Genomic DNA, 18,841 nt, shown 5'->3' with positions numbered 1-18,841 from the left:
ATCTACCGATGTGATAGATCATCGGTATGAATAGCTGAACTGCGGACACGCTGCAGATCAGCGGAGTACGAGATGGGACAACACATGACCGAAGCGAACGCTACATCGGGGGAAGCTGCCGCGGGTCAGTCTGCGATCGCCATTGCGGGCGGCGGCTCGGTCCTTCGTCCGTTGAAGGCTGCGGAGGTGGTCGCGCGGGCCGTCGTGCGGACCATCCGCTCCGAGGGCCTTCAGACCGGAGACAGTCTGCCGTCCGAGGCCGAGATGCTCCCGCAGTACGGGGTCAGCCGCGAGTCTCTTCGGGAAGGACTCCGTCTGCTGGAGGTCCAGGGGATGATCTCCATCCGGCGCGGACCCGGAGGGGGGCCGATCGTCGGCACGGTCGATTCGGCCAATCTCGGCCGCATGGAGGCGCTGTACCTTCATCTCGCCGGCGCGACCTACGACGAACTGTTCGACACATGGGTTTTCGCCGAAACGACCCTGGCCGGGATGGCGGCTGCGAATCCCGATGGCGAGGCGCGCCGAGCCGCCATGGCGCCGTACATCGACGGACTGGTCGATGAGGTCGTGCACGGCGACCTCGACGTGTACATGTCGGGGCACGAGGGCTTTCACGGGTCCGTGGCGGCACTGGCGGGTAATCGCGTCTTCCAGGTCACCTTCCGTGCCTACGGACAGATCGTGGCCCACCATCTGGCGATGGTCGGTGACGTCAAGCTGATCCATCAGGAGCTCGTCGACGACCATCTCGAACTCGCCCAGGTGATCTCCGAAGGGGACTCCGAGCGAGCAGCCGCTTTGATGAACCAACACCTCACCCGTGTTCTCGCGCTGAACCGAGCGCAGCTGGGCACTCTCCTCGACGGCGACGTGGAGTGGATCTGAATCCCTCCCGCGCCACCGACTCACAAGAAGGAAACCCACGATGTTCTTCCACGAGACCATCGCCAGATCATTGCGCGCCGAGGGCGTCACCACGATCTTCGGCGTGATGGGCGACGCGAATCTGTACATGATGGACAGTTTCGCGGATCTCGATGACACCCAATTCATCTCGACGTCCAACGAGGCGGGGGCGATCACCGCGGCAAACGGGTACGCACGCGTCACCGGCGGCCTCGGTGTGGCGTGCGTGACGCACGGTCCTGCGCTCACCAACACCCTGACCGGTCTCGTGGAGAGCGTCAAGGACCGAACCCCGGTTCTGCTCGTGGCCGGCGATACCGCGGTCGTCGACCGGGACAACTTCCAGAACATCGCGCAGCGGGAGGTCGTGGTGCCGACCGGGGCCGGTTTCGAGCAGGTGCGGGCTGCCGACACCGTGGCCGAAGATGTCGCGGTGGCCGTGCGTCGCGCACTTTCCGAACGTCGTCCGATCGTGCTGAACGTGCCGATCGAATTCCAGTGGGAGACAGTCGAGCACGCGGCCTCGTCGCCGAGATGGGCTCCCATCCAGGCAGTGCGTCCGGCGGAGCAGGCGCTGGAGGATGCGGTGGCTGTCATCGCCACCGCCCGTCGCCCGTTGGTGCTGGCCGGTCAGGGAGTGGATTCCCCTGAGGCGAGGACTGCCGTGGCGCGGCTCGCCCATCGCATCGGGGCGCCTCTCGGCACCACACTGCGTGGTCGTGATTCCTTCCGCGACGACCCGCACAACATCGGCATCGTCGGCACGATCTCGCATGAGGTGGCCCTTGATGTCATCGGCGATGCGGACACCGTGATCGCGTTCGGTGCCGGGTTGAACAAGTGGACGACGATGGAAGGCAGCGTCCTTGCCGGGCGTCGCGTGGTCCAGGTCGATGTCGATCGAGACGCGTTGCATCGCAACGGTTCCGTCGACGCCGTCGTTCTCGGCGATGCCGGGGTGACGGCAGGCGAGCTGGTCGAGATGCTCGATGCCATCGAGGTTCCGTCAACCGGGTTCGCCTCGCCGGAACTCGCGGCGCGACTGACGGAGCGTCGTGACGACGGCTTCGTCGACCGAGGCGGCGACGGGACGGTTGATCTGCGCTCGGCGATGATCGCCATCGAGAACGCGTTCCCGCGCGATCGCGCCCTGGTCTATGACGGTGGCCGGTTCATCTTCAACGCGTTCGCACTGTTCCACGTCGAGAAACCCCGGGACTACGTGCACACCGTGAACTTCGGCTCCATCGGTCTCGGGATGGGCAATGCGATCGGAGCGGCGGTGGGTACCCAGCGCCCGACCCTGCTTGTCACCGGGGACGGTGGATTCATGCTCGGCGGGCTCGCCGAATTCAACACCGCGGTGCGTCATGGCCTCGACCTCGTGGTCGCGGTCTTCAACGACGGGGCCTACGGAGCCGAACACATTCAGTTCCGCCGAAAGGACCTCGATCCGACGCGATCGACGTTCGACTGGCCGGACTTCGCCCCGGTGGCCGAATCGCTGGGTGCGCGAGGCTACACGGTCCGGTCATCCGACGACCTTCATCGCGCGCTCGCCGAACTGCCGAATCGTGACCGACCCGTGCTGCTCGACATCAAGCTCGACCCGGATTCGGTGGATTCGGCCGGACACTGACGGAACGACCGGTCCCTCATCGAATACCAAGTCGCAGTGCATGTTCGGCAAGTATTTCACCGCGCCGGGGGTGGTCTGCAGGCCAGGCCGTATTTGCCCAGATCACGATGTCGCCGAAACCGGCGTCGCGCCATCGGTGGAGCTCCTCGGCGTCGGCGCCGGGCATACGAAACCACGTCCGGAACGGCGCGGACCGTTCGTGTTCGGCGATTGCCGCATCGAGGCGGGTGCGAAGCAGGACCGCTTCCTCGAGGGTCGGCGTACCGCTGCTCAACCATCCGTCGCCGAGGGCGACCGAGCGCCGGAGAGCTCTGTCGGTGTTGCCGCCGAGTACCAGCGGTACCGGCGTGGTGGAGGCGGTGATCTGGACGGGGTCGAACACATACTCACCGGTCCGACGTGAGATCCAGCCGCCGCGAAGGGCTTCGCGAATGATCCCGGCGCTGTCCCGTAGACGACGGAACCTGGCGGCGAATGGCTCGTTCAGGGCGTCGAACTCCTCCGCGAGCCACCCGGCGCCCAGTCCCAGGACCAACCGGTTCCCGCTGATCTCCGCCACGGTGCACGCCGAACGTGCAACCTGCAACGGGTGCCTGAGCGGCGCCACATAGACCCCGGTGGCCAGCGTGATCCGGTGGGTCATCGCCCCGGCGGCTGCCAGTGTCGACAGTGGATCGACCAAGCGCACATCGGCGTGCGCATGCGGAGTGCTGTGATGCCGGACGGCTGCCGCGGCCTGCGGATGTGACGACTGATACGCACGCGGGGCGAGGATGTGCTCGCCTATCCAGAGGGAGTCGAAACCGGCGGCTTCGGCATCGCGGGCGAGAGCGATGATGTCGGTGGCCGCGAGACCGTAAGCCGATAGTCCGATACGCACGTTCGTCCTTTCATGGAGTCGGAGGACCGTGCCGGCTCGTGAAGTGGAACCGGTCTCGCCGCACTCCTTGTCAATAACATCATGAGGAATTAGGGTCGGATGTGCCACTCCCGGTGAGCCGTCACGTCCATCGCTCGCGCGACAGTCCTGTTTGGTACGAGGGCCGTCGACGTGGGAGTCCGGCGACACGGCGAACCATGCCGTTCTCGAAGCGCCTCTGGGCTCGCGGGACGTCCGCACACATCGAAGGAATCGGAAACAATGGAACTCAAGGGCATCTCGGTCGCGATCACCGGTGGCGCGTCCGGTCTTGGCCTGGCGACGGCCCAACGCGTCGTCGACGCAGGCGGTCTGGTCACCCTGATCGACCTACCGACCTCCGACGGTCAGGCGGTCGCCGACGGACTCGGCACCGCAGCTGCTTTCGCCGCCGCCGACATCACCGATCGTGAACAGTTCGCCGCCGCACTCGATGTCGCCGACGACCGCGGGGGCCTGCGCGGACTCGTGCACTGCGCCGGAGCGGGCCGTCGTATGCGCATCCTCGACAAGGAGGGCAAGGCGGGTTCGGTCGAGGACTTCGAGTTCGTCATCAAGCTCAACCTCGTGGGGTCGTTCCATGCGCTCTCGCTCGGCGCGGAACGCATGGCGCGACTCGAACCGGTGGACGGTGAACGCGGTGCGATCATCATGACCGCGTCGGTCGCGGCGTTCGAGGGGCAGATCGGTCAGATCAACTACGCGGCGTCGAAGGCGGGCATCGTCGGCATGACCCTCGTCGCCGCGCGTGACCTGGCCAGCAAGCTGATCCGCGTGAACACCATCGCACCCGGCATCATGGACACCCCGCTGCTGGCGCGTCTTCGCGATGATGTGCGGGCCTCGCTGGCGGCGAGCATCCCGAACCCGGCACGGCTGGGCAAGCCGGACGAGTTCGGTCGGCTCGCCGCGTCGATCCTGGCGAACTCGTATCTGAACGGGGAGACCATCCGCCTCGACGGAGCGATCCGGATGGCGCCACGGTAGCCGTGTCGGGAGCCGACCTCGTGAAATTGCGCAGTGCCCCCGGCGAATTCGCCCCCCCGAACCGGGGCGAGGGGTCAGTCGTGCACGGGATGATTGCGCCGGTTGCCGACCACGACGCGCGAGTCGCGGTGTCCGTGGTCGATCGCAACGCCGAGACTGTGATACAGACGTCGTGAGGCGCCGTCGAAGGGTCCCTGCCGTCGACGACGTGATGCAGTTGCATGAGGTGGACGTGGGGCGGATCCCGTCCGACCACATCGACGGGAACGGGCACCTCAGTGTGCGGTTCATCGTGGAGATCGCAGCCCACGGTGCGCACGAGGTGCTGGTGGCCTGTGGTCTGACGGACGAACGCCGCACACGTACACATCAGGGTGTGTTCACTGTCGAGCATCACCTCGCGTACCTCGGTGAGATGGGGACCGATTCCGATCTCGCCGTGTATGTCCGAGTGCTGGACCGGTCCAGTCGCGCGGTGGTCTTGTTGGCGTTCATCGTGGATCGGACACAGCGACGGGTGACCACGGTTCTCCGGACGGTTGTCGTGAGCGTCGATCTGGACACGCGGGGGTCGATACCGTTCGCGCCCGAGATCGCGCATGAGATCGACATTGTCGTACGCCGGCACGAATCACTGGCCTGGTCGCCGCCGTTCCCGCGATGGGGCACGTTGTCCGGTTCTCGTCGACGCAGGTGGCGACGCCGAATTCTCGGTGAGTGATCAGTCCGGTTGCGCCGGCGACGAGTTCGATCGAGGCAAGGTCGGCCGCCCACGCCGGGCAGCGTGTGTCCTGCGGCCCGGCGTGGGTGCTCGTGCCGGACCGGTCAGCGACCCACGGTGTTGACGAGTTCGCCGGCGTCGAGTTCCGGTTCGGGCTTGGTGATACCCAACTCGGTGTATCGGTCGAAGGTACGCTGAATCGCGTCCGGTGAGATGTCGGACGAGTACTCGCCATAGGTCTCCAGGACTGCATCGGCGATGGCAGGATCGCTGATCCCGCTGTCGCGGATGAGGATCTGACGTGCCTCGTCGCGATTCGCGGGATCGAGGATGAACTCGAGCGCGGTTGCAGTGGCGTCGCAGAAGGACCGAGCGGTCTCGCCGTTGTTCCGTAACCACTCCGTCGGTGCGATCCAAGGGCTTCCGTACAGCTCACCGTACAGCTCGCTGTGGTCCGGGAGGTAAATCAGCTCCTTGGCGGCACCACTCTCGACCAGCGCCTGCGTGCCCGATGGATTCGACTGTGCCACCTCGATACTGCCGTTCTGCAGCGACGCCTGGGTGACGGAGTTGCTGCCGCCGATGTTGACCCAGGTCAAGTCCGACGCACCACCCTCGGTGAGGGCAGCGTCGAGCATGATCTGAAATCCGCTGCCCACTGGGGTCTGTGCGCCGATCTTGCGGCCGGACAGCGCGTCGAACACCGCTTCCGGCGTCGCACCGTCGGCGACCGCGGGCAGATCGGTGTCGGCAGCGGCGACGATCGATGATTGCGTAACCGTGATCCCGCCACAGAACGCCTGGACATCGCTACCTCCCTGAACGCCTTGTGCGAACGTCGCGGTGCCCACCTGACCAGCCTGCGACTTGGTGGCCGTGAGCGCTTGTGCGCCTTGCAGATTGTTCGGCTGGGCGACCACGTTCACCGACAGGCCGGCTTCCTCGAAGAACCCCCTCTCCTGCGCGATGAGCACGGGAAGTCGATAAGCGAGAGCCGGGTACAGCATGACCTGCATCTCGCTGGCGGTGCTACCGGATGAGGTCGGACTGCCTCCGCATGCGGCGACAGAGCACGCCATCGTGAGTGTGGCGGCCAGTGCCGCCGCCTTCTTCAACTTCATCAATTCCTCCGTGATCTACCGGGCTGACGACGAGAGTGATGTACGACACAGCGAAGTGTTCATCATGATATTTGAAGTGTCAAGCGTCACAGTCGGACTCGAGCTCTGTCCGAGACGCGAACAACGGGGCCTCGACATGGACGCGTGGGAGCGGCCGACCGAGGCGGGGGTTGCCACAACCATCATGAGGAATTAGTGTGGCATGAGACACACCAACTGCGCCGGTGTGCATACATCACACGACAGATCGACCGCACGGGGCCGGGGATCGCCTGATCTCTCGCCGCGACGCTCGGCATGCGTGGTCCCCGCGCACCCCTCGGTGACGAGGTGCGTTCATCTCACAGCCCCTCGGGCAGTGTGCGATTGACCAGTGGAGGTTACGTCTCATGAGTGCTGATACGACGACCCAGCTCACCGACGCGGAGCTGGCGGACGCCGCCGAGAGGCTCGAACGTGCGAAGTCTGCCGGCTGCCCGGTCGTCAACTTCGACTACACGACACCCCGGCCCGCGATGACCTACTTCGAGGAGTTCGACAGACTGCGGAATCAGACGCCGACGGCGTATTCGTCCTATGGTCCCGGTTTCTGGATGCTGCTGACATCCGACTTGGTCCGAGAGGCCTATCAGACGCCGGAGATCTTCAGCAGCAGCGCGACCATCCCGTCGGTTCCGAATCCGGATTGGCATTGGATACCGACGATGGTCGACCCGCCATTGCACGGTGAGTACCGCCGCATGCTCAACATCGCGTTCTCGCCTCGCTTTGTGAAGCAGAACGAGGACCGCATACGGCAGGACTGCGTCGAGACGATCGAGAAGTTCGCCGGCGCCGGGCAGTGTGACTTCTTGGAGCAGTTCGCGAAAGTGTTCCCGACACAGGTCTTCTTGCGCATCGTCGGATTGCCGATGGAGCACACCGAGGTGTTCATGGCATGGGTTGAGGCGACGTTCGACGGATTGGGCCACTTGGGGGAAGACGCGCTGAATCAGCGAGAGGCTCAGATCGCGATCAAGAAGTACTTCGCCCAAGTCTTCAAGGACCGGCGCGAGAACCCGCCGGCCAACGCCGACGACGACTTCTTCTCCATACTGGCCGCCACCGTGATCCGCGGTGAACTGATCACCGACGAGGCGTTCACCAACATGGCCGAGGTGATCTTGCTGGCCGGGCTGGATACCGTGAAGAGTCAGCTCAGTTACATGTTCTACCACCTGGCCAACAACCCGAGCGATCGCGAATGGATCGTCCGCGAGCCGGAGATCATCCCGAACGCCGTCGAGGAGTTCCTGCGGGCCCACAACATCGTCATGACTGCGCGCCAGGTCGCCGAAGACACCGATTTCCATGGTTGTCCGATGAAGAAGGGGGACATGGTGATGGTCGCGAATCCGTCGGCGTCGCGCGACGAGGCGGAGTTCGACAATCCGACCGAAATTCAATTCGACCGCCAGATCACCGCCCACTACTCCTTCGCGGGTGGACCGCACCGCTGTGTCGGGGCGCATCTCGTCCGCACGGAGTTGGCGATCGCGCTGGAGGAGTGGCACAAGCGCATCCCGAACTACTCGGTCACCAATACGGAGGGTCTCGTCGAAGCCGGGCCGACCGTTGGACTCGAGCGACTGGAATTGGGTTGGTCGGTGTGAGCGAGTTGGTCGCCGCGGACGCGAAGCTGTCTTCTTGAGAACAGAATCAAACGCTAGGGAAGGGTATTTCATGCCGTTGGAGAACGATGTCCAATTGGTGTCCGTCGACGATCATTTGATCGAGCGGCCCAACGTGTGGCGTGACAGGTTGCCGCAGAAGTACCGTGATCGCGGTCCGCGGATCGTCGAGGCCACCGGTGAGGAAACCGATCAGTACGGATTCGGGCAGCAGGTGAGCAAGGGCAACCAGGTGTGGATGCTCGAGGACAAGGTGTACGCACAGCTCGGCCTGAACGCGGTCGCCGGCAAGCCGCGCGAGCAGATCGGTACCGACCCGGTGCGTTTCGAAGAAATGATCCCGGGGTGTTACGACCCGGCGGCACGCGTCAAGGACATGGACCTCGACGGTGTGCAGGCGGCGGCGTTGTTCCCGTCGTTCCCACGCTTCGCCGGAACGCTGTTCGGAACACTGGAGGATCGTGAGCTCGCATTGCTGTGCGTGCAGGCGTGGAATGACTACGTTCTGGACGAATGGTGCGCCCCGTACCCGGACCGCTTCATTCCGATGATCATCCTCCCGCACTGGGATATTCGGCAGTCCATCGACGAACTGAAGCGTGTCGAGGATCGGGACATCCGGGCGATCTCGTTCCCGGAGAACCCGGCCAAGCTCGGCCATCCCTCGTTCCACTCCGATCACTGGGATCCGTTGTTCACGGAGTTGACCGACCGAGACATCGTGGCCTGTCTACACTTCGGCACGTCGGGCCAGGTGACGCTGACGGCCGACGACGCGCCGATGGCGGTGATGACCACACTGATGGGGACCAACTCGATGGCCTCTGTGGCGGATCTGCTGTTCTCTCCGGTCTTCCACAAGCATCCGGACCTGAAGGTATCGGTCTCCGAAGGTGGAATCGGATGGATTCCCTGGCTCCTGGAACGTGCTGATCAGACCTGGGAGCGCCATCGCTTCTATCAGAACGTGAACCAGCAGGTCCGGCCGTCGGAGCTCTTCCGCCGAAACGTCTGGGGTTGCTTCATCGTCGACGAGTACGGCGTGCAGAACCGTCATGAGATCGGGGTGGACCGCCTGACCTGGGAATGCGACTACCCGCATTCGGACTCCTATTGGCCCAACAGTCGCAAGGTGGTCGAGGAGATGTTCCACAACGTCCCCTCCGACGAGGTGACGAAGATCGTCGAGACGAATGCGCGGGAACTCTTCAGGTTCCCCCGGAAGGTGTGACACCCATGACTGTCGATACGGAATCGATTCTCGGGGAGTCAGATTGGGAGGAGCAAGATCTCCTCACCATCGACGAGGCCGGCGGCAGGCTCGAGGCGGAGATCGCCACGCTCGACGAGCAGATCGCCGCATCTGCGGATGAGGGTGCGGCCGAGGCGCTTGTCGCTCGTCGCAACGCGATAGAGGCGGTGCGGGTGAGTATCGCTGCCGGGCCGACGGACCTGGCTCGGGCCGACTGAAGTCCGCACCCGCGCTCCACCACCAGCCGGCGACCAGTGCTCGGCGACCTGTGGCTACCTGATCACGGGTCTCCAGGCGCAAGTCGTCGGCTGTCTTGTGCCACGAGTCGACGCGGCCAGAATGCACTTGACTAAATCATCATGAGGAATTATTCTGTGATCGTGTTCACTCAGCGCATCGGTAATCCTCCTGCCACACACGGCCGCCTCTCGGGCACCCGCGGGTGTGTCGCATGACGCCGAACGCCCCAGGAGGGTTCACCTCCGACGTCGCTCCGGTCCGCGAGGGGGAGGACCTCGACTGGGCTGCGCTGGAGACTTACCTCCGTGCACAGATGCCCGACATCGATGGCCCGTTCTCGGTGCTTCAGTTCCCGCGCGGGTCGGCGAACCTCACCTACCGGGTGACATTCGGTGACCGACATCTCGTGGTGCGACGCCCGCCGCTCGGTCAGGTTGCGGCGGCCGCGCACGACATGACGCGCGAGCATCGAGTGCTGTCCCGCCTGTATGCCGTCTACCCCCGGGCGCCCCGCGCGTACCTGCACTGCGCGGACACCGGTGTCATCGGCGCCGAGTTCTTCGTCTCGGAGTATCGACGCGGACATGTGGTCTGGGACCATGTCCCGGCGGCGGTCTCGACCGATGCCGACGCGTCCGTCCGGGTGGGTCTGGCAGTCATCGACGCGCTGGCCGACCTGCACGACGTCGATCCCGCAGCGTGTGATCTGCAGGATCTTGGTCGGCCCGATGGATTTCTCCGACGGCAGGTCGACGGATGGGCCCGCCGCTGGGCCGCGGTCGCGGACCAGTCGTTGCTCGACGATGCGGCCGAGACGCGGGCGATGGTCGACGAGGTCGCCGAGCGCCTCGCGCGCGACCTGCCGCGGACCCAACGTGCGGGCATGGTCCACAACGATTTCAAAATCGACAACTGTCAGTTCGTCGCCGGGGAACCGGATCGGGTCGCAGCTGTCTTCGACTGGGACATGGCAACTCTCGGCGACTCCCTGGCCGATTTCGGCACCCTGCTGAACTATTGGCCCGATCACACCCTGGCCGACGACGATCCCGGGGCGTTCGTCGCCGCCTCGGCCACTCGTGAGCTCGACCTCCCTGATCGTCGTGCGGTCGTCGAGCGGTACGCGTCGACGAGTTCACTCGACCTCGCCGAGATCGACTGGTACGAGGCCTTCGGGTGCTGGCGAACCGTCGTGATCTTGCAGCAGCTGTACGCGCGAGCGGTCCGCGGTGAGAGCGCCGACCCGCGCATGCTGCAGCGGGGCGAGATGGTCGCGCCGCTGGCCCGTCGAGCGCTCGCGCTGCTCGGTGGCCTCGTCTGACCCACTGCACTTCTCATCGCCGATTAGAAACGAGTAACTCATGAAGACCGGAAGCAGACTTCTCAGTTCGGTGTGTGACACCGAGGTCATGGTGGTCAAGGGCGCCGACATCGAACTCGCCTGTGGCGGTGCACCGATGGTGGATGCGCGGGCCAATGAAATTGGCTCCGTGGCAACAGGTTTCGACGGTGGTACCGCGCTAGGGAAGCGGTACGTGCACGAGGCGTCGGGCCTGCAGGTGCTGTGTGTGAAACCCGGCGGCGGAAGCCTGTCCGTCGACGGCGAGATCCTCCCGGAACTCGCCGCCAAGAAGCTCCCGTCGTCGGACTGAGGTCGCCGGATGAATGTGACGATGCTCCTGCAGATGGTCGCCCAGGCCGCAGGCGAACGAACCGCGGTCATCGGCGGCGACGTCCGATGGACGTATGACGATCTGGTTCACCGGGCCACGGCCTGGGCCGCGGCCATCGAGGACAGAGACGTGAAGGCCGTCGCCTACGTCGGTGAGAACTCGGCCGAGGCCGTGGCCCTCTTCTTCGGCACCGCAGTGGCGGGGGTGTCTTATGTCCCGGTGAACTACCGGTGGACCGATCAGCAGCTGCACGAGGCGCTGACCCGCATCGCGCCGGTAGCGGTGGTCACCGACGAACGGTCGGCGCCCCGTGTCCGGGGCTTGGAGGGGGTCCACCCGATCGAGTCCCCGGATCCAGAACGTGTGGCCGAGTTCTCCGACACCGACGGCGAGTTCCCGGCCGTGCTGCTGTTCACCAGTGGCACCAGCGGCACACCGAAAGCCGCGATCCTTCGAAACCGGCACCTGGTGCCCTACGTCCTGTCGACGGTCGACTTCCTGAACGCCGACCCGAGCGAGGCGATCCTCGTGTCGGTACCGCCGTATCACATCGCAGCCGTCAGCTCGATGATCACGTCACTCTATGCCGGCCGAAAGATCGTCCTACTCACCGCTTTCGACGCTCAGCAGTGGGTCGATCTGGCCCGGCGAGAGGAAGTCACGCAGGCGATGGTGGTGCCGACCATGCTCGACCGCATCCTCGACGTCGTCGAGAGCGACGGTCGGTCGTTGCCGTCGCTCCGGCACCTGTCCTACGGCGGCGGGCGGATGCCGGTCGACGTCATCGAGCGGACCCTGCGACTGCTTCCCGACGTCGACCTGGTCAACGCCTACGGACTCACCGAGACGAGTTCCACCATCAGCCTGCTCGGTCCGGAAGATCACAGAACAGCGGCCGGCAGTGATGATCCTGCGGTGCGCGCCCGACTCGGTTCGGTCGGCCGAGCGTTGCCCTCGGTGGAGATCGAGATCCGCGACGACGACGGCACTGTGCTCGCCGCCGGCGAGGCCGGTGAGATCTGGGTACGCGGCGAACAGGTCTCAGGCGAGTATCTGAGTCATTCGGCGATCGGTGCCGACGGCTGGTACCCGACCCGCGATCACGGGCACCTCGACGCGGACGGATTCCTCTACCTGCATGGTCGAGCAGACGACGTCATCGTTCGGGGCGGGGAGAACATCTCTCCGAACGAGATCGAGGACCGCCTGCGTGCGCACCCGAGTGTCGACGACGTCGCCGTCGTCGGGATCCCCGACGCGCAGTGGGGGGAGCGGATAGAGGCGTTCGTAGTGGGTTCTGGCGTCGTCGATGTCGATGTGTTGAAAGAGTGGGTCCGAGAGGGCCTTCGGTCCACTCGCGTCCCGCAGTACATCCACCAGCAAGCCGAGTTGCCGTACAACGAGACCGGCAAACTCTTGCGGCGGGTGCTGAAGAACGAGAGGGTCGCCGCGCAGTAGCGGACCCGCGACCGAGTTGTCGGTCAGTGAAGGAATCAGGTGACCTCATGACGTTCGTGATCACGCAGAATTGCTGCAACGACGCGTCTTGCGTGCCGGTGTGCCCGGTGAACTGTATCCATCCGACCCCGGACGATCCGGAGTACGCGACCACGGAGATGCTGTACATCGATCCGGACGCGTGCATCGAATGCGGTGCGTGTCTGGACGCATGCCCGGTGGGCGCGATCGAGCCCGACTATGACCTGCCTGAGTCGTCGCTGCCGTTCATCGAGCTCAATTCGGTGTATTACCGCGATCCCGCCCACCTGGACTACGAGCAGGTGCCGTACGCGGCTCAACCGGCGCGTTCGTGGAAAGGCTCGGCCCCGCTGCGTGTTGCGATCGTCGGTGCCGGACCGGCGAGCAGCTACGCGGTGGAACACCTACTCGCGCAGCGCGGACTCGACGTGCAGATCGACGTCTTCGAGAAGCTCATGACCCCGTGGGGTTTGCTGAGACACGGTGTGGCACCGGACCATCAGTCCACCAAGAAGGCCGCCGACGCGTTCACCCGGTCGATGCGGCACCGCGCGGTTCGTGTGTTCTTCGACGTCGATGTCGGTGTTGACATCAGCTTCGCCGAGCTCGCCGAGCGATACCATGCGGTGCTGTACGGCGTCGGTGCGGCCTCGGACCGGCGAGTGCTGATCCCGGGGGAGGACCTGCCCGGGAGCATGGCCGCCACCCAACTGGTCGCCTGGTACAACGGACACCCCGACGGACTCGCACATCAGCCGGACCTGTCGGCGGATCGTGCGATCGTCGTCGGCAACGGCAATGTGGCTCTCGACGTCGCACGTATCCTCGCCTCCGACGTCGATGCCCTGCGGAAGACCGACATCGCCGAGCACTCGCTTGATGTGCTGTCCGAGTCGCGAATCCGTGAGGTGCGGGTGCTGGGTCGTCGTGGCGCCGATGTCGCCGCGTTCACCACACCTGAACTGATCGGTCTCCGAGAAGCGTTGGGGCCCAGGCTTATCCGTAGCGAAGAGATCGGTGAGCCGTCTCCGGAGTCCTCGGTGATGGCTCTGTACAAACGTGAACTCATCGAGAAGTTGCCTACGCAGGCCCCGCTCTCCGATGAACCGATTGTGGTGCTGGACTTCTGCCGTACTCCGGTTTCGGTGGTGGGCGACTCGGCGGTGCGGGGGTTGCGCTATGTCCCCACGGGCGGCGGTGACGCCGACGACCTCGAATGTGGTCTGCTCGTCCGGGCTGTCGGCTATCGGTCTGAGCCCATCGCGGGCCTGCCGTTCGACGCCGAGCGGGCGGTCGTGCCCAACGACGAAGGACGCGTGACACGCATTGACGGAGAGGTCGTCGCGGGCGCATACGTCACCGGTTGGATCAAGCGCGGCCCGTCGGGTGCTCTCGGGACGAATCGACGGTGTGCGAAGGCGACGGTCTCGTCGCTGCTCGATGACTTCGGCGCCGCGCGACTCGCTGAACCGGCGGTCGCCGATGACATTGCCGAGAGGTTCACCAAAGCGGTGAGTTTCGATGACTGGCGGCACCTGGATTCGCACGAGAGAGCGTCCGGCCATGCAGCGGGACGTTTGCGACTGAAAACGGTGAACCGTGACGAGCAGCGCTCGATCGTCGCGTCGCGCGAATCGTGAGGGACAGCCTTCCTCGATGAGGAGTTCCACGTGACCATCGAACCCGACAGCCCGCGCGTCTTTCGATCCGTTGACGCCTTCGCTGACTCGGTCGGGGAAGAACTCGGTACGAGCCGATGGCTGACGATCGACCAGAAGATGGTCGACGACTTCGCGGACGCCACTCGCGACCATCAGTGGATCCATGTCGATCCGGTCCGCGCGGCGGCGGGACGCTATGGCGCCACCATCGCTCATGGCTATCTGACCCTGTCTCTGCTGCCGTCCTTCGGTTGGCAGATCTACTCGGTCGAGGGCGTCGACATGGGTGTGAACTACGGTCTCGACTCCGTACGCTTCCCCAGCCCCGTTGTCGTCGGCTCCCGTATACGCGCCACCGCCACACTCACCGATGTGCAGGACACACGTGCCGGCAAGCGCTTCGTGGTCCGGTTCGTCGTGCACGTAGAGGGCTCCAACAAGCCCGCGTGCGTAGCGGATACGATTCGCATCCTGGTCGGGTAACTGCCGGGTCAGTTGGCCGTCAGTCGAAAACCTTGCCCGGGTTGAGGATTCCATGTGGATCGAAGGCGGCCTTCACGTTCCGGTGCAGATCGAGCATCGGCGCAGACAGCTCACGACGGAGAAAGGATTTCTTGAGTAGCCCCACTCCGTGCTCGCCGGTGATCGTCCCGCCGAGGGACAGCCCGAGGTCCATGACCTCCTCGAAGGCCGAGAATGCACGGTCGGTGTTGTCGGCATCGTAGAAGATCGCCGGATGCAGGTTGCCGTCTCCGGCGTGTCCGGGGCATATGGCTCGCACTCCGTGGCGTCGTCCGATCTCGGCGACACCGTCGACCAGGGTCGCGAGAGCGCCGACCGGAACACACACGTCGTCGGACAAGGGGGAGCCCTGTGCCGCGATCGCGGGTCCCAGGAGGCGCCGTGTTTCTAGGAGCATCTCTGCCTCCTGGGGATCTGATGCGGCGTAAACCTCCTCAGCGCCGGCGGACCGAAATGCCGCCTCGAACACGGCCATGTCATCGGCTGCGTGGACGCCACGGTCGGACCGGACCAGAAGGACAGAGCCTGAGTTCGGGAGACCGACGTCACGGAATGAACTGATGATCTCGATGCTGGGAGCGTCGAGCAATTCGAGCATTGATGGTCGTCGCCCCGTCGCCTTGATCGCGGCCACCGCCTCGGCGGCCGCGCGAGTGCTCTCGAACATCCCGACCGCGGCGAGCGCGACGTCGCGCTCGGCTAGCAGGGACACGGTGATCTCGGTGATAGCGGCAAGAGTCCCCTCCGATCCCGTCAGCAGATGTGTGAGGTCGTAGCCGGCCACCCCTTTGATGGTCCGCCGGCCGGTGCGCAGGATCTGCCCGCCGGGCACGACGAACTCGAGTGCGCGGACGTAATCCGAGGTGACTCCGTACTTGACGCAACACATGCCCCCGGCGTTGGTCGCGACGTTTCCGCCGATGGTCGACGTTTCCCACGAGCCCGGGTCCGGCGGGTAGAACAGGCCGTACTCGGCTACTGCCGCTGAAAGGGTCGCGTTGACGGTTCCAGGCTGCACGACCGCGATCTGCTCCAGTGGATCGATCTCGAGAATGCGATTCATCTTCTCGAAGGAGAGCAAAATGCACCCGTCGATGGCGTTTGCCGCTCCGGCGGCGCCGGTCAGGGCGCCCTGGCACACCACGGGTATGCGCTCGGCGTCGGCAACGGCGAGCACGAGCGCGACCTCGTCGGTCGTGTGCGGCGTGACGAGCGCAAGCGGCTCGCCCGCAGCACAGAACGGCGCGATGTCACGGAGCCGACCGGCCCAAGAAGCCGGTGTTGTCCGAAGTGCCGGCGCAGGTAGTCCGCCGGCCAGTCGATCGAGGACCCGGGCCGTCGTCGCTGCCATCGATTCCGCCATGCTATTCCTGTCCTGTCAATCGTGAATCGGGGTTGAAACGGCACGTCCCGCCGCCGGCGCTCTGTGTCATCGGGTAGTTCGCGTCGGCACCCGCGTCACCACGTCACACGAACGTCGGTACGCGGGCTGCGGCTCCCGGGTGGAGCTGGGACAGCGGTGCGCGGATTCCGGCGGCCACGTGCAGGCCGTCGAACCGACCGAAGCGTTCGGCGTGGAGTTGCAGCCTGTCGACTCGCACCCGCCATTCGAAGCTGCTGAAGCGATCGCGTAGCCAGAGGATGTTGATGTTGGCGAGTGTGTGGTCGAGATGGCCGATCGCGTGCCGACGCAGTTCTCGTTGCAGCTGTGCATGATCGAGTCCAGTGACCACCCAGAGCTCGGTGGTCGTTGACCGATCGCGCAGGAGGGCGCCAGAGTTCGCAATTGTGAGAAGCACGGGCTATCGCTTCACCGCGTCGGGACGGCATCGCTCCGGACCCTGGGGAGCGCGACGACAGAGGAGGCACGGATCCCTGGTTGGTGAGTGGGTCCGAGGTCTCGATTCCGGGTCGCCGGAGCGATTCTCGTATCTGTCATCTATTCCGCCCGTGATCTGTGATTGCGAGAGTGAGCACAGGTCAACGCGTGGCGCGGCCATGACGAGGCCGCGGTCCCGGACGCGAAGTCGACGCGGGGGGCGTCGCGAGTGTGCTCCACGCCACCCTATCATTCATCCTGATGAATTTACACGCACCCAGATCACGCTGCTGCGTAAGTCTGATCCGGTCTCATCGATACCCGTCGGCCTCCGTCGACGAGGATGAACTCGCAGCGTCCGGAACAGCCTGTCCGACTTCGGATTCGCGGGCCGTCGGGGCAGTCGTCGGAGCGGGAAGGCCGTCAACCGGCGGTACCGGATCGCCGGACGGCTCGGTCGACGACGATCCCGGAGTCTGCGATCCCGAGGTCTGCGAAGACGGACTCGACGACCCGGAATCGGTCGTTGTCTCACTCGACCCCGATGGGGCGGAGCGGGCCTGACGCCCCGCCACTGCGCCGGGACTCGTCACCGTTCCCGGTGTCGCGCACGAGGAGCTCAACAGAGCTTTGGTGATGCGGTGGGTGAGCGTGGGACTCGGGGAGATCCAGAAGGTGCCCACCCGTGAAATGAGGTGCACGGTCGACGAGTTGGGCAGCAGGTCGAGGAGACCTGTGGTGACCGCGAAGCTCACGGTCCCCGACGCCTGGGCCGGGATGTCGCGTGTGTCCAGCAGGAGACCGGTCGCCGTGGCCCGGAACTCGAGTCGGTAGCCGAACGCGGGAGCGACCACCGGCCAGCTCAGGACCGCGTTCGTCAGCAACGTGCCCTGGGTCGTACAGGTGAAGCTTGCCGGGCGGGGCGCGCTACCCAGTGTCATCGTGACCTGGCCGACCGTCCGGTCCGTCACCGCTGCCCGTGCGGGGGCGGAAGGCGACACGACGATCAATGCCGACGAGAGCGCGCCGACGAGGACGATCGACATCCCGGAGTGCACCGCGCGTCCGGGGACGCCGGGTGGCGTGGCGGACGCACGATGCCGGCCGCTGCTGCGTCCGCGTCGGCGTGGTCCGAACACGGCGACGAGCAGCCAGACCGCGAGGATGGTCCCTGCTGCCCGAGCCGCGGGGGTCGACGACCAGGCAACGGCGTAGCCGAGGTAGGGAACATCAAAGACCACCCGTGTGACGTCGGTGACGACGTACGGCGTTGCGTCGGGTTCGGCGTTCGCGTCGCCTTTCAGGACGAGCGAGACCGAGTTGCCGGCGGATTCCTCGACGCTCGCGACCCGGTGGGTGATCCGGTTGCCGTTGTCGGCGATCACGCTCACGACGGCGCCCGGTGCGATGTCGTCGGCGGGGACGTCGCGTGCGAGGGCGAGGGAACCGCTGGGGATGGCCGGCGCCATCGAACCGGAACGGAACACGAGTGGTGTGATGCCGAAGAACACGGCGCCGAGCGCCATGCACATGCAGACGACACCCGCGACGGCCCCGAGGCTGAGTGCGGCGTCGACCACGCGCCCGGGTCGACGCGGCGCCGTGATGTGTTCAGACACTTGCCACCCCGGTGCCCTCGAAGGTGAGGACCACGCTGCCGGTGGCCGTCTGGGTGATGTTCGATGCCCCGACGGGCAGCCCGATCTGAAGGCAGAGGACCTCGGTGCCGGTCCCGGCCGCGAGTGGACCCCGGGTCCCGAGGATCGAGGCGTCGCTGCCGGTCAGCGTCATGCTGGTGACCGCAGGGGTACCGGTGCACGTCGATCCCGAGATCGTCCCGCCGACAACGACGGTGAGCTGAACCGCGGTGCCGGCAGCGCCCGATCCGCGGACCCTGGTCGTGTAGTTCGCGGCGACATTGCCCCGACTCTGGACGGCGATTCGCACGGCGGCGGATTGTCCCGGCAGCAACGCCGAACCGAGCGGCACCGAGAGCGGAGTGACCTCCGTGGCGTTCACGTCGTTCAGCCAGAGATCGACGGTGCCGGTGGTGAAGGTTCCCGAGGTGGTCGTGGTGGTGGCCGACCAGGCGGCGAGTGTGCCGACCGTTCCGAGTCCGAGGACGATCCCGACCGACAGCACGGCACGAAGCTGCACTGATCTTGCCTGCCCGCTCCGGTCCCGGCGCCGGGCCGAACGCAGAACCCGCCCCACCCGGTCCACAGCCGT

The 18,841-nt window shown here is 65.4% G+C and carries 18 protein-coding genes; 12 read left to right on the top strand and 6 right to left on the bottom strand.

The window, feature by feature from the left end:
- Positions 1-84: 84 nt before the first annotated feature.
- Both ACFW3F_RS08415 and ACFW3F_RS08410 read left to right on the top strand, forming a co-directional pair.
- Positions 85-888: a FadR/GntR family transcriptional regulator gene (locus tag ACFW3F_RS08415; protein WP_388056170.1), complete on the top strand. Its 804-nt coding sequence runs from the start codon at positions 85-87 to the stop codon at positions 886-888.
- Between the two features lie 40 nt (positions 889-928).
- On the top strand, positions 929-2,548 hold the full coding sequence (locus tag ACFW3F_RS08410) for a thiamine pyrophosphate-binding protein (RefSeq protein ID WP_388056168.1): 1,620 nt from the start codon (positions 929-931) through the stop codon (positions 2,546-2,548).
- A gap of 16 nt (positions 2,549-2,564) precedes the next feature.
- Here ACFW3F_RS08410 and ACFW3F_RS08405 read toward each other — a convergent pair whose 3' ends face one another.
- A complete protein-coding gene (locus tag ACFW3F_RS08405) occupies positions 2,565-3,428 on the bottom strand; it encodes a TIGR03619 family F420-dependent LLM class oxidoreductase (RefSeq protein WP_388056166.1) in 864 nt (287 codons plus the stop codon).
- Positions 3,429-3,689: 261 nt separating this feature from the next.
- On the opposite strand from ACFW3F_RS08405, the gene ACFW3F_RS08400 reads away from it, so the two are divergent.
- Together ACFW3F_RS08400 and ACFW3F_RS08395 are read left to right on the top strand one after the other, a co-directional pair.
- Positions 3,690-4,454 carry an SDR family NAD(P)-dependent oxidoreductase gene (locus ACFW3F_RS08400; RefSeq protein WP_388056164.1) on the top strand — a complete coding sequence of 255 codons (765 nt, stop codon included), beginning with the start codon at positions 3,690-3,692 and terminating at the stop codon, positions 4,452-4,454.
- Between the two features lie 211 nt (positions 4,455-4,665).
- Positions 4,666-5,175, top strand: a complete 510-nt coding sequence (locus ACFW3F_RS08395; RefSeq protein ID WP_388056332.1) for a thioesterase family protein — start codon at positions 4,666-4,668, stop codon at positions 5,173-5,175.
- A 104-nt stretch (positions 5,176-5,279) separates the two neighbouring features.
- Here ACFW3F_RS08395 and ACFW3F_RS08390 read toward each other — a convergent pair whose 3' ends face one another.
- Complete coding sequence (locus tag ACFW3F_RS08390; protein WP_388056162.1) at positions 5,280-6,296, bottom strand: ABC transporter substrate-binding protein; 1,017 nt, start codon at positions 6,294-6,296, stop codon at positions 5,280-5,282.
- Positions 6,297-6,685: 389 nt separating this feature from the next.
- Between ACFW3F_RS08390 and ACFW3F_RS08385 the strand changes: the two genes are divergently transcribed.
- The 8 genes from ACFW3F_RS08385 to ACFW3F_RS08350 all read left to right on the top strand — a co-directional run bounded on the left by ACFW3F_RS08385 (position 6,686) and on the right by ACFW3F_RS08350 (position 14,754).
- Entirely contained in the window at positions 6,686-7,948 is a 1,263-nt protein-coding gene (locus tag ACFW3F_RS08385) for a cytochrome P450 (RefSeq protein ID WP_388056160.1), read from the top strand.
- 70 nt (positions 7,949-8,018) lie between these two features.
- On the top strand, positions 8,019-9,197 hold the full coding sequence (locus ACFW3F_RS08380; RefSeq protein WP_388056158.1) for an amidohydrolase family protein: 1,179 nt from the start codon (positions 8,019-8,021) through the stop codon (positions 9,195-9,197).
- A gap of 5 nt (positions 9,198-9,202) precedes the next feature.
- Positions 9,203-9,436 carry a hypothetical protein gene (locus ACFW3F_RS08375; protein WP_388056156.1) on the top strand — a complete coding sequence of 78 codons (234 nt, stop codon included), beginning with the start codon at positions 9,203-9,205 and terminating at the stop codon, positions 9,434-9,436.
- 233 nt (positions 9,437-9,669) lie between these two features.
- Positions 9,670-10,779, top strand: a complete 1,110-nt coding sequence (locus tag ACFW3F_RS08370) for a phosphotransferase family protein (protein WP_388056154.1) — start codon at positions 9,670-9,672, stop codon at positions 10,777-10,779.
- 40 nt (positions 10,780-10,819) lie between these two features.
- Positions 10,820-11,110: a hypothetical protein gene (locus ACFW3F_RS08365; protein ID WP_388056152.1), complete on the top strand. Its 291-nt coding sequence runs from the start codon at positions 10,820-10,822 to the stop codon at positions 11,108-11,110.
- Positions 11,111-11,119: 9 nt separating this feature from the next.
- The gene (locus tag ACFW3F_RS08360; protein ID WP_388056150.1) at positions 11,120-12,589 is read left to right on the top strand and encodes a class I adenylate-forming enzyme family protein; all 1,470 of its coding nucleotides are present in this window, start codon (positions 11,120-11,122) and stop codon (positions 12,587-12,589) included.
- A gap of 47 nt (positions 12,590-12,636) precedes the next feature.
- The gene (locus ACFW3F_RS08355; protein ID WP_388056148.1) at positions 12,637-14,250 is read left to right on the top strand and encodes a 4Fe-4S binding protein; all 1,614 of its coding nucleotides are present in this window, start codon (positions 12,637-12,639) and stop codon (positions 14,248-14,250) included.
- A 30-nt stretch (positions 14,251-14,280) separates the two neighbouring features.
- Positions 14,281-14,754 (top strand): MaoC family dehydratase, encoded by a 474-nt coding sequence (locus ACFW3F_RS08350; protein ID WP_388056146.1) that lies wholly within the window; start codon positions 14,281-14,283, stop codon positions 14,752-14,754.
- Positions 14,755-14,773: 19 nt separating this feature from the next.
- On the opposite strand, the gene ACFW3F_RS08345 is transcribed toward ACFW3F_RS08350, so the two are convergent.
- The 4 genes from ACFW3F_RS08345 to ACFW3F_RS08330 form a co-directional block, all read right to left on the bottom strand.
- Positions 14,774-16,144: an FAD-binding oxidoreductase gene (locus tag ACFW3F_RS08345; protein ID WP_388056144.1), complete on the bottom strand. Its 1,371-nt coding sequence runs from the start codon at positions 16,142-16,144 to the stop codon at positions 14,774-14,776.
- A 115-nt stretch (positions 16,145-16,259) separates the two neighbouring features.
- Positions 16,260-16,526 carry a hypothetical protein gene (locus tag ACFW3F_RS08340; RefSeq protein ID WP_388056142.1) on the bottom strand — a complete coding sequence of 89 codons (267 nt, stop codon included), beginning with the start codon at positions 16,524-16,526 and terminating at the stop codon, positions 16,260-16,262.
- A gap of 397 nt (positions 16,527-16,923) precedes the next feature.
- A complete protein-coding gene (locus ACFW3F_RS08335; protein WP_388056140.1) occupies positions 16,924-18,231 on the bottom strand; it encodes a signal peptidase I in 1,308 nt (435 codons plus the stop codon).
- Entirely contained in the window at positions 18,224-18,769 is a 546-nt protein-coding gene (locus ACFW3F_RS08330) for a SipW-dependent-type signal peptide-containing protein (protein ID WP_388056138.1), read from the bottom strand. Before ACFW3F_RS08330 ends, ACFW3F_RS08335 begins: the two co-directional genes overlap by 8 nt.
- Positions 18,770-18,841 lie beyond the last annotated feature (72 nt).

It is taken from the genome of Gordonia sp. NPDC058843, from assembly GCF_042743165.1.
GTDB lineage: Bacteria > Actinomycetota > Actinomycetes > Mycobacteriales > Mycobacteriaceae > Gordonia.
Note: the sequence above shows the minus strand (reverse complement) of the source record. Positions and strands in the feature narration are given on the sequence as shown.

Bases quoted from the DNA above. Each gene is read 5' to 3' on its own strand.
- ACFW3F_RS08415 (WP_388056170.1), top strand. From the start codon at position 85: ATGACCGAAGCGAACGCTACATCGGGGGAAGCTGCCGCGGGTCAGTCT.
- ACFW3F_RS08410 (WP_388056168.1), top strand. From the start codon at position 929: ATGTTCTTCCACGAGACCATCGCCAGATCATTGCGCGCCGAGGGCGTC.
- ACFW3F_RS08400 (WP_388056164.1), top strand. From the start codon at position 3,690: ATGGAACTCAAGGGCATCTCGGTCGCGATCACCGGTGGCGCGTCCGGT.
- ACFW3F_RS08395 (WP_388056332.1), top strand. From the start codon at position 4,666: ATGCAGTTGCATGAGGTGGACGTGGGGCGGATCCCGTCCGACCACATC.
- ACFW3F_RS08390 (WP_388056162.1), bottom strand. From the start codon at position 6,296: ATGAAGTTGAAGAAGGCGGCGGCACTGGCCGCCACACTCACGATGGCG.
- ACFW3F_RS08385 (WP_388056160.1), top strand. From the start codon at position 6,686: ATGAGTGCTGATACGACGACCCAGCTCACCGACGCGGAGCTGGCGGAC.
- ACFW3F_RS08380 (WP_388056158.1), top strand. From the start codon at position 8,019: ATGCCGTTGGAGAACGATGTCCAATTGGTGTCCGTCGACGATCATTTG.
- ACFW3F_RS08375 (WP_388056156.1), top strand. From the start codon at position 9,203: ATGACTGTCGATACGGAATCGATTCTCGGGGAGTCAGATTGGGAGGAG.
- ACFW3F_RS08370 (WP_388056154.1), top strand. From the start codon at position 9,670: ATGACGCCGAACGCCCCAGGAGGGTTCACCTCCGACGTCGCTCCGGTC.
- ACFW3F_RS08365 (WP_388056152.1), top strand. From the start codon at position 10,820: ATGAAGACCGGAAGCAGACTTCTCAGTTCGGTGTGTGACACCGAGGTC.
- ACFW3F_RS08360 (WP_388056150.1), top strand. From the start codon at position 11,120: ATGAATGTGACGATGCTCCTGCAGATGGTCGCCCAGGCCGCAGGCGAA.
- ACFW3F_RS08355 (WP_388056148.1), top strand. From the start codon at position 12,637: ATGACGTTCGTGATCACGCAGAATTGCTGCAACGACGCGTCTTGCGTG.
- ACFW3F_RS08345 (WP_388056144.1), bottom strand. From the start codon at position 16,144: ATGGCAGCGACGACGGCCCGGGTCCTCGATCGACTGGCCGGCGGACTA.